Here is a 15,459-nt window from a genome sequence, read left to right as displayed (position 1 = left end):
CCCTACTTGCTCCCGCCCTGGGCCGGCGCCGACGACTGCCCGCCCGCGCCGGTTCCACTGCCGCCGGCGGTGCCGGTGGTCCCGCCGGTGCCCGTCTGTCCGCCGCGGCGGCCCTGGCCCGGCGTCGTGCTACCGGCGCCTCCGCCGTTCTGGGATCCGGCGTTGCCGCCGTTCTGAAAGGTCCCGAAGTTGGCCCGCTGGGAGCGGTTGCCGGCGTCGATCTGCTTTTGCACGGCGGAGCCCGCGAACATGCCGCCGGCCACGAGGGCGACGCAGACGAGGATCTTGGTGGACCGGCCCATGACGTAGCGGCTGCGCGGGACGAACGGCTCGTCCGCGGCGTCCGGCAGTTCCGGGGCCGACGCCGGCAGCGCCGCCGTGTGCAGCGCCTCCGTCGCCGTACCGGCGGGCAACGCGTCCGTGGCCGGGTGCGGGCCTCCCCAGGACCCGGTCTCCGCGGTCACCGGCAGCGCCTGGGTGCCGGCGGCTTCGGCGTCCGTCCTCCCAAGGGCGGCCCCGCCGTCGTCCTCCCCAACGGTCCCGCGGCGGCGGCGTGCGCCCTCGGCGCCGGCAAATACGTTCTTCATGGCTGTCCTATTCATAGCGGAGGGCGTCGATGGGCCGCAGCTTCGCGGCCTTGTTGGCGGGATAGACACCGAAGACCAGGCCGATCACGGCGGAGACGGCCAGCGACAGCCACACCGTCCACGGCTGGACCTCGGGCTGCACACCGAGCACCGGGAAGGCGCTGCCGGCGAACCCGATCGCGATCCCGGCCACACCGCCGATCACGGAGATGATCAGCGACTCGATCAGGAACTGGGCGACGATGCTGCCGCGGGAGGCGCCGATCGCCTTGCGGATGCCGATCTCCCGCGTCCGTTCGGTGACCGTGACCAACATGATGTTCATGACGCCGATGCCGCCCACCAGCAGGCTGATCGCCGCCACGGCGCCCAGCAGGATGGTCAGGGTCTGGGTGGTATTGGTGGCGGTGGTAAGGATCTGTGCCTGGTTCCGGATCTGGTAATCGCGGTTGATCGCATCCACGCCGTGCCGGGCGTCCAGGATCATCTGCAGTTCGTTCTGCGCCTGGTTCATCACATCCGCGGACGCCGCCTGGACCGTGATCGAGGCGAGCGTCGGCGCGTAGCCGGTGAACTTGCTCTGCGCCGTCGAGAGCGGGACAACCACGATGTCATCGGGATCGTTCAGGCCGGAGGAGCCCTTGGCGGTGAGCACCCCGGACACGGTGAAGTTCTGCCCGTTGAGCTGGATGGTCTGGCCGACGGCGGAGGCGGTGGAGGCGCCGAAGAGGTCCGAGGCAACCGTGGCTCCGATCACCGCGACCGGAGCGGCCCCCTGCTGGTCCGCGTCGGTGAAGAGGCTGCCGGCCGCCACCGTGCTGTTGCTGATGGTGAAGTAGGGCGCCGTGGTGCCGAGGAAGCTCGCCACCGAGTGCGTGGCGTTGTTGTACGTCCCGGTCACCCCCTGTGCCTGGACGATCGGCGCGGTGCGGGCGACGTCGGGCGCCAGCACCGGGTCCGTCAGCGACTTCTCGTCGTCCAGGGTGAGGTTGGTGCTCCTGGTCCGGGTGCCGCTGACCGCGGTGCCGGCCCCGGCCCGTCCGCCCACCGACGTGGAGCGGCTGACGGTCAGCACGTTGGTGCCGAGTTTGCCGATCTGCGCCTTGATGGCGTTGCTGGTGCCGGCGCCGACGGCGAGCAGGACGATCACCGCGGCGATGCCGATGAGGATGCCCAGCGTGGTGAGCACCGAGCGCAGCTTGTTGGCTGCCACGCCGGCCAGGGCGAAGCGCGCGGATTCCAGGAGGCTCATTGCGCGGCCGCCAGGGCGGGGACGCGGAGCGGACGCTGCCGGCCGTCGGAGATGATCCGGCCGTCCTGCATCCGGACCACGCGGCCGGCGCGCTCCGCCACGTCCATCTCGTGGGTGATCATGACGATGGTGCGCCCGGCCGCGTGCAGCCGTTCGAACAGGTCCAGGATCTCGTCGGAGGACCGGGAATCGAGGGCGCCGGTGGGTTCGTCGGCGAGGAGCAGCACCGGGTTGGTGACCAGCGCCCGGGCGATCGCCACGCGCTGCTGCTGGCCGCCGGAGAGCTGGGAGGGTTTGTGGTCCGCGCGGCTGGCGAGGCCGACGGCGTCGAGCATCGCCAGCGCCCGGGTGTGCCGTTCCTGCCGCCCGACGCCCGCGTAGGCGAGCGGCATGGCCACGTTGTCCGCGGCCTTGGTGCGGGAGATGAGGTTGAAGTTCTGGAAGACGAAACCGATCTTGCGGTTGCGGATCTGCGCCTGCTGGTACTCGTCCAGGTCAGCGGTGCGGATGCCGTCGAGGAAGTAGCCGCCCGAGGTGGGGGCATCAAGGCAGCCGATGATGTTCATCATGGTGGATTTGCCGGACCCGGAGGCGCCGATGATGGCCACGAAGTCGCCCCGCTCGATGCCGATGCTGACGCCGTCCAGGGCCCGGACCTCGGCCTCTCCCCTGCCATAGACCTTGCTGACGTTGGTCAGCTCGATGACCGCCGACATGGCCTACTGGCCGCCGTTCCGGCTGCCGCCGCCGCGGGTGCCGCCGCCGAACCCGGCCCCGCCAAAGCCGGCGCCGCCCTGCTGGGTGGTTCCGGTGCCGCTGTCCAGGGTATTGGAGATGGCGGGCAGCTCGATCTGGTCGCCCTCGGAGAGCCCGGTCAGGATCTGGGTCCTGCCGTTGGCGGTGATTCCGGTGGTGACCTTGGTGGGGGTGGTGACGCCGTTCCGGATGACGTTCACGGTCTGCCGGTCGCCGCTGGTGGTCACCGCGAGGCTCGGGACCAGGAGCGCGTTGTCCGCGACGGCGGTGGTGACGGTGATGTTGGCGCTCTGGCCCAGGCGCAGGCCGGCGGGCGGGTTGGCGATGGACACGGTCACCGGGTAGGTTACGACGCCGTTGGTGGTGCTGGAGGTCTGCGCGATCGAGACCACCTTGCCGGTCACCGGTGCGGCGGTGGCCGGCTGGGCGTTGCCTTGGGCGTTCAGGGCCGGGAAGACGAACTGGGCGGTCTGCTCCGGCTTCATGGCGGCGATGTCGGACTCGGAGAACCCGGCCACCACCTGGAGGTGCGTGGTGTCGCTGATGGTGACCAAGCCCGTGGAGGAGCCGCCGCTGGCCGCGGTGGTGCTGCTGCCGGCGGAGGCGGCGGACCCGCCGGACGCCCCGCCGCTGGTTGCGCCGCTTCCGGTGGACCCCGCCGCGGCGGAGCCCGAGCCGCCGGAGGAGCCGGCGAGGGCGCCCACCGTGGCGTTGACGGCGGTGACCGTGCCGGCAGCGGGGGCGTTGACGTTGCAGGAGGCCAGGTTGGCCTGCGCGGTCTCCACCGCCACCTGGGCACTCGTGATGTTGGTGCCGCCGGCGGAGGCCGCGGAGTTCTGGGCGTTGCCCAGCGCGGTGGACGCGGTGGCGAGCTGCTGCTTGTCTTTGAGCTGGGTGGAGGAGGACTGGTTCTGCGCGGTGGTGAGCGCCTGCTGGTCCTTGGCGAGCTGGTTCTGGGCCGCGACGACGGGGTCCGTCCAGTTGGCCGGCTTGGGGGTGGGCACCGGCTGGGTCTGGGCTGCGGTGACGGCGGCGTTGTCCGCGTCCACGGCCTTCTGCGCCGCCGCCACGGCCGCGGCCTGCTGGGTGGCGTCCAGGTTGGCGGACTGCTGGGCGTTGACGAGGCTCTGGTTCGCAGAGGACACCTGCCCGGCGGCGCTGACCTCCTGCTGGTTGGCCTGCGCGGTGACGGAGGCGAGCTGGGCCTCGGCGGTCTTGAGCGCGTTCTGGGCGTTGGTGGGATCGATGGTCAGCAACTGCTGGCTTGCGGCGACCTGCTGGCCGGCGGCGGCGCTGACGGAGATGATGGCGCCGGTGCAGTTTTGGGCGTTGACCACGGTGGTGGTGGCGGAGGTGACGTTGCCCGAGGCGGTGGCCACCGAGGAGATGCCGGCCTTGGTCACCGCAACCGTCCGCACCGAGGCGGCCGGGGTGGTGGACCCTGCGGCCGTGACGGAGAGGTAGGTGCCCGCTCCGAGCGCCAGAATCAGGGCGCCCAGGGCAGAGTTGATGACAAGGGTTTTTGAGGTCATGGCTGGACGGTATCGGCCGTGGCTGGGGGAATACCGGGAAAAGGGTTGGAGATCGCCAGCGATCAGGGCGCGGGCCGCCGCCACGTCTCCCGGAGCCTGCCGCCGTCGAGGTCCAGGACCCGGTGCGCGGCCGCGCGCGCGTAGGTGGCGTCGTGGGTGACCAGCAGGACGCCCGCGCCGCGTCCGGCCGCGTCCGCGACGGCGGCGTGCAGCCGGGCGAGGCCGTGCCGGTCGAGGCCGACGGTGGGTTCGTCGAGCGCCAGCAGGGCCGGGCGGCGGGCCAGCACGGTGGCCAGGGCCAGGAGCCGCTGGCTGGACGAGGGCAGCTCGGCGGGGTGCGAGGCGGCGGAACCGGCCAGGCCGACGGCGGTGAGGGCGTCCATGGCGCGCGCCGTGGTGTCTCCGTCAGGGCCGGTCAGCCGGCGCAGGCCGAAGCCGACCTCGCGCAGCACGGTCCGCTCGAACAGCTGGTCCCGGGGCTGCTGGAAGAGCAGGCCCACCGAGTCCGCCACCAGGCCGGCGGGGACTCCGGCGATGGGATCGCCGAGGACCCTGACCTCACCCTGTCGCGGCCGCAGGAGCCCGTTGGCCAGCCGCAGCAGGGTGGACTTCCCGGCGCCGTTGGGGCCGGTCACGGCAACGATCTCGCCGGGCCGGACCGCGAGGTCCAGCCCCCGCAGCAGCGGAGGGGTGCTGGCGTCGTTCGCCCGCTCGCGCCAAAGCCGGGGCCGGGACAGCAGGCGCCTCGGACGCGCCGGGCCGGTGCCGCCGGGCGCGTAGCCGAAGCCGACGTCCCGCAACTCCAGGACGGGGGCGGCGGCAGGGTCGACCGGCGCCGGGTGCCGGACTCCCCCGGCCGCGTCGCCCGCCAGGACCCCGGCGTCCAGGAGCACCTGCTCCGGGATGTCGCAGGGCTCCCCGGCCGCCACGGCCGTTCCATCCGCCAGGACCAGCCAGTGGGCGGCGCTGCGGGCGAGCCCGTCGGCGGCCTGTCCGAGCACGACGACGGCGGTCCCGGCCGCCCGGAGGTCGCCCACTAGGCGCGCGATGCCCTGGGCCCCGGCCGGGTCCAGCGAGGCGAGCGGTTCGTCCAGGATCAGCACCTCGGGCTCGCCGATTACGGCGCAGGCGACGGCCAGGCGTCGCAGTTCGCCGCCGGAAAGCCGTTCCGGGTTCCGTTCCAGCAGTGCGCCGAGCCCGGTCCGTTCGGCCGTGAGGGCCACCCGCCGGAGCATCTCGGGGCGGGGCACGCCGCGGTTCTCCAGGCCGAAGGCGAGTTCCTCCGCCACGGTGTGGCGGACGGTGGAGAGCATGGTCGCGGCGTCCTGCGGCACGTAGCCCACCCGGCCGGACCAGGCGGCGGGGTCGATCCGGGGGTCGCCGTCGCCGCCGGTGAATTCCAGGCGTTCCCCGCCGAGCGCCAGGCCGCCGCGGAGGGTGCCCGCGGTGCCGGCGCGGAGCCAGCCGGCCAGGATCTTGCCGAGGGTGGTCTTGCCGCTGCCGGAGCCGCCGAGGACGGCGGTGAGGGTGCCCGGCCGCAGGGTGAGGTCGACGTCGCGCAGCGCCGGGGCGTCGTCGCCGTGGTAGCTGAAGCCACGGATTGCGGCGGCGAGGAGGCTCACGCTCCCACCCCCAGCCAGCCGGCACCCAACCAGCCAATAGCCAACCAGCCGCCGGCAAGCCGGACCGCAACGGCGGCGGCCGCGATCAGCAGGGCGCAGGCGCGGAACACCCGCTGCCCGACCGGGTCCTCGAGTTCCCGGTAGCTGGTCCGCGGGCCCGGGTTGCCGAAGCCGCGCGCGTCCAGGGCCTGGGCACGGACGCCGGCGTCGTCCACGAGGGCCAGGACCAGTGGCACCGCCTGCAGCCGGGCGGCAACGAGCCGGGAGAGGAAGCCGCCGGAGACCACCAGGCCGCGGGCTTCCTGGGCCTGCCGGATGCGTTCCAGCCGGGCGGCCATCCCGGGCGCCAGGGTCAGGGCGGAGGCGAGCACGAAGCTGAACTGGGGCGGGATCCGCCGGGCGGCGAGGGCGGCCAGCAGGTCGGGCACGCTGACGGTGAAGGAGAACAGCAGCAGCACCAGCACCGAGGCGGTGGTGCGGGTGGCCAGCTCGAGGGCGAAGGCAAGACCTTCGGTGGTGACCCGGGCCGGTCCCCATTGGGCCAGGACTGTGCGTCCCTCGGGGAAGAAGAGCCCGTGCAGCACCAGCAGGGAGAGCAGGAGCGGGGCGAGGATCACCGCCGCCGATCCGAGCACCCGTCCGGCCACGCCGGCCCCCGCGGCCAGCAGCGCCGCGCCGGCGGCGACCGCCAGGGACAGCGGCCAGCTGCCGGCCGCCGTCGTCACGACGGCGGTGCAGGCCGCCGCCGTGAGCGCGGTGAGCGGGTGCAGCCGCACCCTAGGCGTCGGGCGTGGCCGGGGCCTTGCCGGCCAGGACCCGGAAGCGGCGGACGAAGGGGAACTGGAAGGTGGTGCGGCGCGGCAGGGCGTAGGCCAGGAGGGCGGCGATGGTGAAGACGATCGCCTTGTCCATCGGGTCCGAGATCAGGGCCTGCTTGGTGATGGCGGCCAGCAGGGTGTCCCCCATGACCCGGAAGGCGCTGACCAGGGCGCCGGTGCCCAGGCCTGCGGTGCCGCCGTAGACGAAGGCCGCGATGGGCGCGGAGACGACGCCGGCGAGGATGCCGGTGACGAACCCGGCCACGGGCGCGAGGTAGAAGCGGCGGAACAGCCCGGCGCGGGCGGCCATGCCGGCGAGGAAGCCGATCAGCGCGGCGCCGGCGGCGAACGGCAGGACGGTGGGGTTGAAGAAGGACCAGATGATGCTGCCCAGGACGCCGGTGGCGGCGCCCGCGGCCGGTCCGGCGAGAACCGCGACCAGGACGGTACCCACCGCGTCGATGTAGAACGGCAGCCCGGTGGTGCCGATCAGCTGGCCGAGGACGACGTTGAGCACGATCGCCACCGGCATCAGCACCAGGGTGGAGGTGGGCAGGGTCGGCAGGACGGCCACGAGCAGCAGCACGGCGCCGAGCAGGAAGCCGCCGAGGGCCACGAGGGCGGAGGCGCTGGTGGGGCCGTCGGCCAGTTCCACGGGCTGGGTCAGGACCAGGTAGACGTAGGTGGCGGCGATGGCCACGGCGCCGGAGACCTCCAGGAGCAGGCGACGGCGGCCGCGGGGTTCACCGGCACGGGGTCCGGTCGCGGGGAGAGTCAGGGGCTGCTGTGACATGGGGATCCTTCGGCTGGGGTCGGCAAAGTCCGCCTGATGTCACCTCGGCGCAGCTACCATCTTAGCCTTTGCGGACCCTGGTGAGCTGCCCGGGGTTTGGGCTGGGATCCGGCCCGGGGTCCGGCATCGGTTCCGGGCCCAGGGTGCGGGCCAGCGCCCCGACCGAGCCGACCAGCTCGGCGAAGCAGGCGTCGGGGTCGTTGCCGGAGACAATCCGGGCGTTAGGCGGCAGACCCCAGAGGCCGCGGAAGTCCGCCACCGTGGTTCCCATCAGCAGCGGCGAGTCCGTCTCGACGTCGACCGTCGCCAGCCGGGTGCTGAACGCAGTCCGTCCGGCGGCGGCGCAGGCGGCAAACGCGTCGTGCACGTGCGCCACGTAGCCCTGGTCGTAGAGCCGGTGGAACTCCATGTAGAACCGGAGCGCGTCCGAGAGGCAGGCCACCAGCGGGTTCGCGGCGGTGCTGCGCAGGCCCTCGGGCTGCTCCGGCAGCACCAGCTCCGGCGCTGGCAGCCCTGCGGCCTCCCCCAGCCGGCGCAGGTGTTCGGGCCGCATCTCGATCCGTTCCGTGCTCTCCAGCGCGCAGACAACGGGCAGCTTGTCCTCGGGCAGGCCACGATAGGCCGCGTAGACCTCCTTGGCCGCGTGCGGGTCCACGTGGGTGTTCCACTCCGCCGTCGGCGTCGTATTGCCCTGGTAGTAGAAGCTGCCGCCCATGATCACGAGGGTCTTCAGCAGCCGCGGCAGATCGGGTTCCCGGCGCAGGGCCAGGGCGAAGTTGGTCAGCGGTCCGGTGATCAGGCCGGTGAGCTCGCCGGGGTGCGCGCGGGCCTCCTCGATCCAGAGGTCGACGGCGTGCCGGTCCGAGATGGGCTGGGGCGGGGCGGGGAGTTCGGCGTAGCCGATGCCCTGCGGCCCGTGGGTTTCCTCGGTGGTGACCAGCGGGACCTGCAGCGGGACCTCGGCGCCGGTGGCCACCTCGATCCCGCTGCGGCCGCAGAGTTCCAGCAGCGAGAGGGTGTTCAGCGCCACCTGCCGGGCGCCCACGTTCCCGGCGGTGCAGGTGATCGCGTGCACCTCCACCTCGGGGCGGGAGAGCAGGTAGACGATGGCGAGGGCGTCGTCGATCCCGGTGTCGACGTCCATCAGGATGCGGGGACCGGCGGCCGGGGCGCCGGGGACGGGCTCGCTCAGAACAGGGCAACCTTCGGCGTGCGCGGGAAGATCTCATCGAGCTCGGCCCGTTCGGCGGCGTCAGGGACCCAGGCGACGGCCGCGGCGTTCTGCCGGACCTGTTCGGGGCGGGTGGCGCCGGCGATGACGCTGCTGACCGAGGGCTGGGCGGCGAGCCAGGAGAATGCGACCTGGATCTCGGTGAGGTCCCGTTCCGCGGCGAAGGCGGAGAACCGGCCCAGCTGGTCCCAGTCGGCGTCGTTGACCAGGTTGGTGCGGGTGTGGCTCAGGCGCGAGCCCTCGGGGGCCTGGCCCTTGGCGTACTTGCCGGTGAGCAGGCCGTTGGCCAGCGGGAAGTAGGGCAGGACGCCCAGGCCGTAGGCCTCCGCGGCGGGGGTGACTTCCTGTTCGGCGCGGCGGTCCAGCAGGTTGTAGTGGTTCTGGCTGGAAATGAAGCGGGCGCCGCCGCGGGCGCGGGCCACGTATTCGGCCTCGGCGATCTGCCAGCCGGCGCGGTTGGAATGGCCGATGTAGCGGACCTTGCCGCTGGCCACGAGCTCGTTGAGCGCGTCGAGGGTCTCCTCGATGGGGGTCTGCGGGTCCGGGGTGTGGAACTGGTAGAGGTCGATCCAGTCGGTGCCGAGCCGCCGCAGGGAGGCCTCCACGGCGCGGATGATGTACCGGCGGGAGCCGCGGGCACCGAAGTCGTTGCCATTGGCACCGTTCATGTCGAGGCCGAACTTGGTGCCGATGACGGCGTCGTCGCGACGGCCGGCGAGGGCCTTGCCCAGCATGGTTTCGCTCAGGCCCGGTTCGCGGCCGTAGACGTCGGCGACATCGAAGAAGGTGATGCCGGCGTCGAGCGCGGCGTGGACGACGGCGTCTGTTCCCTCCTGCGTCTCGGTGGCGGTGCCGGCCCGGCCCAGGTTGTTGCAGCCGAGGCCCACGGCGGAGACGGTCAGTCCGGAATTTCCTACGCGTCGGTAATCAGTCATGGAATTCAGCCTATAACGGCCTAGCCGGCGGGGAGTTCCAATCCGTGCTCGTCCATGGCGTCCTGCAGCTGGGCCAGGGTGCGCGGGCAGATGCCCGGCATGCCGGCGAGCTGGCGGCGGCCCAGCGGAACCAGGTGTTCCAGCGTCTCCACCCCGGCGTGCGCCAGGGAGCGGCGGGCCGGAGCGGCCAGTCCCGCGGGGAGAGGGGTGCTGCCGGGTCGTGGGGATTTGCGCGTCATTGCGTGTCCTTCCAGTCGCTGCCCCCAATTCCAGGTGAGCCGGGTCCGGCTCCGTGCAGGTGCCGCCGGCTACAGCGAGAAGCTGGAGGACGGCTTGGCGGAGTGTTTCAGTTTATAGTCCGTGGAGCCATAAGGCGCCGCCCCGATGCTGAGTTTGGTGAAGTCCAGGGCCTCGCCGCGGATGCAGACCTTGATCGCGTTGACCGTTTTGGCCACGTCCGGGGTCAGGCAGAAGATGTTCAGCTTGGCGTCCGAGAACTCGGACCGGTCCACCACGCCCAGGCCGCGCCAGGCCAGGTGGCTGATCAGCGCGTCCTTGGCCTTCTCCTCGAGGTAGCGGTCCCGGCTGGTGCCCTCCTTGGTCTTGAGGGCGTACTGAGCCACCACCCAGGACTGTTCCTCCTCGGGGATCTCTGCGTAGCCGTCCTCGGCGCACTGGGCGGCGAAGGCCTCCATCAGGGATTCGCCGGCGTCCGGGTCGGCGACGTCGGTCTCCTCGGTCTTGCTCTGGTGCCCCACCACGCCGTGGTTCATCACGAACTCGGAGTATTCCTCGTCGATCCAGGCCTCCCGGAAGTGCAGGACCCCTTCCTCGTCGCGCTTGTAGACGCAGATGATGCCGCTCATGCTGTGTTCCTTTGGTGGTTCGGTCAGAGGATCGGCAGGCTGCCGGTGCTGGGGTGTTCCTGGCCGGGCAGCGGGCGCGCGAACGGCACCTTCGTGCCGAGAACCTGGGCGACGACGTCGTGCGTGATCTGCTGGGCCGTCAGGCCGACGCGCTCCAGCACCTGGCTGCGGGTGCCGTGGTCCAGGAATTCGACCGGCAGGCCCACCTCGTTCAGGGCGGTGTCGACGCCGGCGGCGCGCATCTCCTGGCGGATCCGGGAACCGACGCCGCCGGCCCGGACGCCGTCCTCGATGCAGATGACCAGGCGGTGATGGGAGGCCAGGGCGATCACCGAGGCGGGCACGGGCAGCACCCAGCGCGGGTCGATGACGGTGGAGCTGATGCCCTGCGCCCCGAGGCGGCCGGCGACGTCGAGGGCCAGCTCGGACATGGCGCCGACGCTGACGATCAGCACGTCGTTGTCGGTGGAGCCGGCGGGCCGGCGGGCGAGCACGTCGACGCCGTCGGCCAGGCGTTCGAGCGCCTCGACCTCGGCGCCGACGCTCCCCTTGGAGTAGCGCAGCACGGTGGGTGCGTCCTCGATGGCGACGGCCTCCCGGAGTTCTTCCTTCAGCCGGGTGGCGTCGCGCGGGGCGGCCAGGTGCAGGCCGGGGACGATCTGCACCATCGCCATGTCCCACATGCCGTGGTGGCTGGCGCCGTCGGGCCCGGTGACGCCGGCGCGGTCCAGGACCACGGTGACGCCGGCCTTGTGCAGGGCCACGTCCATCAGCAGCTGGTCGAAGGCGCGGTTGAGGAAGGTGGCGTAGACGGCCACCACGGGGTGCAGGCCGCCGAAGGCCATGCCCGCGGCGGAGGTGAGGGCGTGCTGTTCGGCGATGCCGACGTCGAACACGCGCTCCGGGTGCCTCGCGGCGAACTTGTGCAGGCCCACGGGGATCAGCATCGCGCCGGTAATCCCCACGATGTCCTCGCGCTCGTCCGCGATGTCGGCGATCTCGTCGGCGAAGACGGAGGTCCAGGACTTGGCGCCGCCGGCCTCGGTGGGTTCGCCGGTTTCCGGGTCGATGATGCCGACGGCGTGGAACTGGTCCGCCTCGTGGGCGCGGGCCGGGGCGTAGCCGTGGCCTTTCTCGGTCATGGCGTGCACGATCACGGGCCCGGCGTAGTTCTTGGCCGTGGAGAGGGCGTTTTCCATGGCCTGGAGGTTGTGGCCGTCCACGGGGCCGATGTACTTCATGCCGAGGTCCTCGAACATGCCCTGCGGGGCCCACCAGTCCTTGATGCCCTTCTTCATGGCATGGAGGCTCTTGTAGGTGAACTGGCCCACCGGGCCGCCGCTCTGCAGCCGCTTCTTCCACCAGTCCAGGGCACCCTCGTAGGCGGGGGCGGCGCGGAGTGAGTCGATGGTGGGCCGCAGCGAGGCGAGGTAGTCGGCGAGGCCGCCGACGGTCGGGGCGTAGGACCGGCCGTTGTCGTTGACGACGATCACGACGCGGCGCTTCTTATCTGCGGCGATGTTGTTCAGGGCCTCCCAGGCCATGCCGCCGGTCAGGGCGCCGTCGCCGACGACGGCGATCACGTACCGGTCGCCGTCGCCGGTGAGCCGGCGGGCGCGGGAGATGCCGTCCGCCCAGGACAGCGAAGACGACGCGTGGGAGCTTTCGACGATGTCGTGCTCGGACTCGCCCCGGTCCGGGTAGCCGGAGAGGCCGCCCTGCTGGCGGAGGGTGCTGAAGTCCTGTCTCCCGGTGAGGAGCTTGTGCACGTAGGACTGGTGGCCGGTGTCGAAGACGATGCTGTCGCGCGGCGAGTCGAAGATGCGGTGCACGGCGATGGTCAATTCGACGACGCCGAGGTTCGGCCCGAGATGGCCGCCCGTCTGGGACACATTGCCGATCAGAAATTCCCTGACCTCGGCGGCCAGCTGGTCCAGCTGCGCCTGGGACAACGTGTTCAGGTCCTGCGGACTCCGGATGCTCTCCAAGATTCCCAACGGCCCTCCTTGCGGGTAGTAGACATGCCTTACAACTCTAACGCCTTGGCGTGTCCGCAGGTTGCGCGCCCCGGATCCGCGGGCGCCGCTCCCCCGCCGGGCCGGCCAACGCCGACGTCCCGGGAACGCCGAAGCCCCGGCCCGTCTGTGACGGTCCGGGGCTTCGGGTGGCCTCGCGGGAAGGCTTGGCCGGTGGTGCTAGCTGGCCGAGATCTGGCGCAGCACGTACTGCAGGATGCCGCCGTTGCGGTAGTAGTCGGCTTCACCCGGGGTATCGATGCGCAGGACCGCGTCGAAGCTCGTGGTGGTGCCGTCTTCTGCCGTGGCGGTGACCTTGAGGGTCTTCGGCGTGGTGCCCTCGTTGAGGGCGGTGACGCCCTCGACGGAGAAGGACTCGGTGCCGGTCAGGCCCAGGCTGGCGGCGTTCTGGCCGGCCGGGTACTGCAGCGGCAGGACGCCCATGCCGATGAGGTTGGAGCGGTGGATGCGCTCGTAGCTCTCGGCGATGACTGCCTTGACGCCCAGCAGCGCGGTGCCCTTGGCGGCCCAGTCACGGGACGAACCCGAGCCGTACTCCTTGCCTGCCAGGACGACCAGCGGGGTGCCGGCGGCCTGGTAGTTCTGGGCGGCGTCGTACACGGCGGCCTGCGGGCCGTCGGCCTGCGTGAAGTCGCGGGTGAAGCCACCCTCGACGCCGGCGAGCAGCTGGTTCTTGATCCGGATGTTGGCGAAGGTGCCGCGGATCATGACCTCGTGGTTGCCACGGCGGGAGCCGTAGGAGTTGAAGTCCTTGCGCTCCACGCCGTGCTCCAGCAGGTACTTACCGGCCGGGGTGTCCGACTTGAAGGAACCGGCCGGGGAGATGTGGTCGGTGGTGACCGAGTCGCCGAGCTTGAGCAGCACGCGGGCCCCGCTGATGTCCTGAACCGGCTCCGGCTGGGCCTTCATGCCCTCGAAGTACGGGGGCTTCCGGACGTAGGTGGAGTCCTGGTCCCAGGCGAAGGTGTCGCCGGCGGGGGTGTCGAGGGCCTTCCAGCGCTCGTCGCCTTCGAAGACGCCCTCGTAGCCGCGGGCGAACATGCCCTTGTCGATCGAGGAGTCGATGGTCTCCTGGACCTCGGACGGGTTCGGCCAGATGTCCTTGAGGAAGACGTCGTTGCCAGCTTCGTCCTGGCCCAGCGGGTCGCTCTCGAAGTCGAAGTCCATGGTGCCGGCCAGGGCGTAGGCGATGACCAGCGGCGGGGACGCCAGGTAGTTCATCTTCACGTCCGGGTTGATCCGGCCTTCGAAGTTGCGGTTACCGGAGAGCACGGCCGTGACCGAGAGGTCGTTGGCCTGAATGGCCTCGGAGATCTCGGCGTCCAGCGGGCCGGAGTTGCCGATGCAGGTCGCGCAGCCGTAGCCGACGATGTAGAAGCCGAGCTTCTCCAGGTACGGGGTGAGGCCCGACTTGTTGTAGTAGTCGGTGACGACCTTCGAGCCCGGGGCGACGGAGGTCTTGACCCACGGCTTGGCGGTAAGGCCCTTTTCGACGGCGTTGCGGGCCAGCAGTGCGGCGGCCAGCATCACGGACGGGTTGGACGTGTTGGTGCAGGAGGTGATCGAGGCGATCGACACCGCGCCGTGGTCCAGTTCGAACTCGCGGCCGTCGGCGGTCTTGACCGCCACGGTCTTGGACGGGCGGCCGTTGGCCTTCGGTCCGTGCGAGTGCGGGGCCTCCTCGGTGAGGTGGCTGGCGTTGGCGGTGAACGACGGCGCGTCGGAGGCCGGGAAGCTCTCATCGATCGCTTCGTCCAGGCTGCCGTCGGCCAGGTCGACCTTGACGTAGTTGCGCAGATCCTCGCGGAACTGGGCCTTGGACTCGGAGAGGATGATGCGGTCCTGCGGGCGCTTCGGGCCGGAGATCGACGGGACAACCGTCGACAGGTCCAGCTCGAGGTACTCGGAGAACTTGATCTCACGGGACGGGTCGTGCCAGAGGCCCTGCTCCTTGGCGTAGGCCTCGACCAGGGCGACGTTCTCGTCCGCCCGGCCAGTGAGGCGCAGGTAGTCGAGGGTCACGTCGTCGATCGGGAACATCGCGGCGGTGGAACCGAACTCGGGGCTCATGTTGCCGATCGTGGCGCGGTTGGCCAGCGGCACGGCCGCGACACCCTCGCCGTAGAACTCGACGAACTTGCCGACCACGCCGTGCTGGCGCAGCATCTCGGTGATGGTGAGCACCACGTCCGTGGCGGTGGCGCCGGCCGGGATGGAGCCGGTCAGCTTGAAGCCGACGACGCGCGGGATCAGCATGGAGACGGGCTGGCCGAGCATGGCCGCCTCGGCCTCGATGCCGCCGACGCCCCAGCCGAGCACGCCCAGGCCGTTGACCATGGTGGTGTGGGAGTCGGTGCCGACGCAGGTGTCCGGGTAGGCGCGCAGGGTTCCGTCAACCTCGCGGGTCATGACGGTGCGGGCCAGGTATTCGATGTTGACCTGGTGCACGATGCCGGTTCCCGGCGGGACGACCTTGAAGTCGTCGAACGCGGTCTGGCCCCACCGGAGGAACTGGTACCGCTCGCCGTTGCGCTGGTACTCGATCTCCATGTTGCGCTCCAGTGCGCCGGAGTTGCCGAAGGCGTCGATCTGCACGGAGTGGTCGATGACCAGTTCGGCCGGTGCCAGCGGGTTCACCCGGGTGGGGTCGCCGCCGAGGTCCTTGACGGCCTCGCGCATGGTGGCGAGGTCGACAACGCAGGGCACGCCGGTGAAGTCCTGCATGATCACGCGCGCCGGCGTGAACTGGATTTCAGTGTCGGGCTCGGCGTTGGGATCCCAGCCGGCCAGGGCGCGGACGTGGTCGGCCGTGATGTTGGCGCCGTCCTCGGTCCTCAACAGGTTCTCAAGCAACACCTTGAGGCTGAACGGAAGGCTGTCTGCGCCTTCGACGGAGTTCAACCGGAAAATCTCGTATTCGGTACCGGCTACATTAAGTTTGCCTTTTGCACCGAAGCTGTCCACAATGCTCATCGCAGGACTCCTCTCGCAACTGTTTCATCTTTGTCGCGCCGCAGACCCCTAAGCTAGT

The 15,459-nt window shown here is 71.1% G+C and carries 13 protein-coding genes; all 13 read right to left on the bottom strand.

What is annotated here, in order from left to right; translation table 11 throughout:
- Nucleotides 1-2 precede the first annotated feature (2 nt).
- The 13 genes from ACFVY3_RS06535 to ACFVY3_RS06475 all read right to left on the bottom strand — a co-directional run bounded on the left by ACFVY3_RS06535 (nucleotide 3) and on the right by ACFVY3_RS06475 (nucleotide 15,401).
- Nucleotides 3-587 (bottom strand): hypothetical protein, encoded by a 585-nt coding sequence (locus ACFVY3_RS06535; RefSeq protein ID WP_400159161.1) that lies wholly within the window; start codon nucleotides 585-587, stop codon nucleotides 3-5.
- Nucleotides 588-594: 7 nt separating this feature from the next.
- On the bottom strand, nucleotides 595-1,839 hold the full coding sequence (locus ACFVY3_RS06530) for an ABC transporter permease (protein ID WP_400159160.1): 1,245 nt from the start codon (nucleotides 1,837-1,839) through the stop codon (nucleotides 595-597).
- Nucleotides 1,836-2,555: an ABC transporter ATP-binding protein gene (locus tag ACFVY3_RS06525; RefSeq protein ID WP_400159159.1), complete on the bottom strand. Its 720-nt coding sequence runs from the start codon at nucleotides 2,553-2,555 to the stop codon at nucleotides 1,836-1,838. The genes ACFVY3_RS06530 and ACFVY3_RS06525 overlap by 4 nt, the downstream gene beginning before the upstream one ends.
- A gap of 3 nt (nucleotides 2,556-2,558) precedes the next feature.
- A complete protein-coding gene (locus ACFVY3_RS06520) occupies nucleotides 2,559-4,127 on the bottom strand; it encodes an efflux RND transporter periplasmic adaptor subunit (RefSeq protein ID WP_400159158.1) in 1,569 nt (522 codons plus the stop codon).
- A 62-nt stretch (nucleotides 4,128-4,189) separates the two neighbouring features.
- Nucleotides 4,190-5,749, bottom strand: coding sequence for an ABC transporter ATP-binding protein (locus ACFVY3_RS06515; protein WP_400159157.1), 1,560 nt, complete (start codon nucleotides 5,747-5,749; stop codon nucleotides 4,190-4,192).
- Nucleotides 5,746-6,525, bottom strand: a complete 780-nt coding sequence (locus tag ACFVY3_RS06510; protein WP_400159156.1) for an energy-coupling factor transporter transmembrane component T — start codon at nucleotides 6,523-6,525, stop codon at nucleotides 5,746-5,748. The genes ACFVY3_RS06515 and ACFVY3_RS06510 overlap by 4 nt, the downstream gene beginning before the upstream one ends.
- Nucleotide 6,526: 1 nt before the next feature.
- Complete coding sequence (locus ACFVY3_RS06505; protein ID WP_400159155.1) at nucleotides 6,527-7,360, bottom strand: ECF transporter S component; 834 nt, start codon at nucleotides 7,358-7,360, stop codon at nucleotides 6,527-6,529.
- Nucleotides 7,361-7,421: 61 nt separating this feature from the next.
- Nucleotides 7,422-8,504 (bottom strand): nucleoside hydrolase, encoded by a 1,083-nt coding sequence (locus tag ACFVY3_RS06500; RefSeq protein WP_400159154.1) that lies wholly within the window; start codon nucleotides 8,502-8,504, stop codon nucleotides 7,422-7,424.
- 44 nt (nucleotides 8,505-8,548) lie between these two features.
- Complete coding sequence (locus tag ACFVY3_RS06495; RefSeq protein ID WP_400159153.1) at nucleotides 8,549-9,526, bottom strand: aldo/keto reductase; 978 nt, start codon at nucleotides 9,524-9,526, stop codon at nucleotides 8,549-8,551.
- Nucleotides 9,527-9,546: 20 nt separating this feature from the next.
- Nucleotides 9,547-9,765 carry a hypothetical protein gene (locus ACFVY3_RS06490; protein WP_290258105.1) on the bottom strand — a complete coding sequence of 73 codons (219 nt, stop codon included), beginning with the start codon at nucleotides 9,763-9,765 and terminating at the stop codon, nucleotides 9,547-9,549.
- Between the two features lie 69 nt (nucleotides 9,766-9,834).
- Nucleotides 9,835-10,392, bottom strand: a complete 558-nt coding sequence (locus ACFVY3_RS06485) for a hypothetical protein (protein ID WP_400159152.1) — start codon at nucleotides 10,390-10,392, stop codon at nucleotides 9,835-9,837.
- 23 nt (nucleotides 10,393-10,415) lie between these two features.
- Nucleotides 10,416-12,389 (bottom strand): 1-deoxy-D-xylulose-5-phosphate synthase, encoded by a 1,974-nt coding sequence (dxs, locus tag ACFVY3_RS06480; RefSeq protein ID WP_364137728.1) that lies wholly within the window; start codon nucleotides 12,387-12,389, stop codon nucleotides 10,416-10,418.
- Between the two features lie 198 nt (nucleotides 12,390-12,587).
- Nucleotides 12,588-15,401 (bottom strand): aconitate hydratase, encoded by a 2,814-nt coding sequence (locus ACFVY3_RS06475; RefSeq protein ID WP_400159151.1) that lies wholly within the window; start codon nucleotides 15,399-15,401, stop codon nucleotides 12,588-12,590.
- Nucleotides 15,402-15,459: the final 58 nt, after the last annotated feature.

It is taken from the genome of Arthrobacter sp. BPSS-3, from assembly GCF_044628475.1.
Lineage (GTDB): Bacteria > Actinomycetota > Actinomycetes > Actinomycetales > Micrococcaceae > Arthrobacter.
The sequence above is the reverse complement of the archived record's forward strand: the minus strand, read 5'-3'. Positions and strand labels throughout refer to the sequence as shown.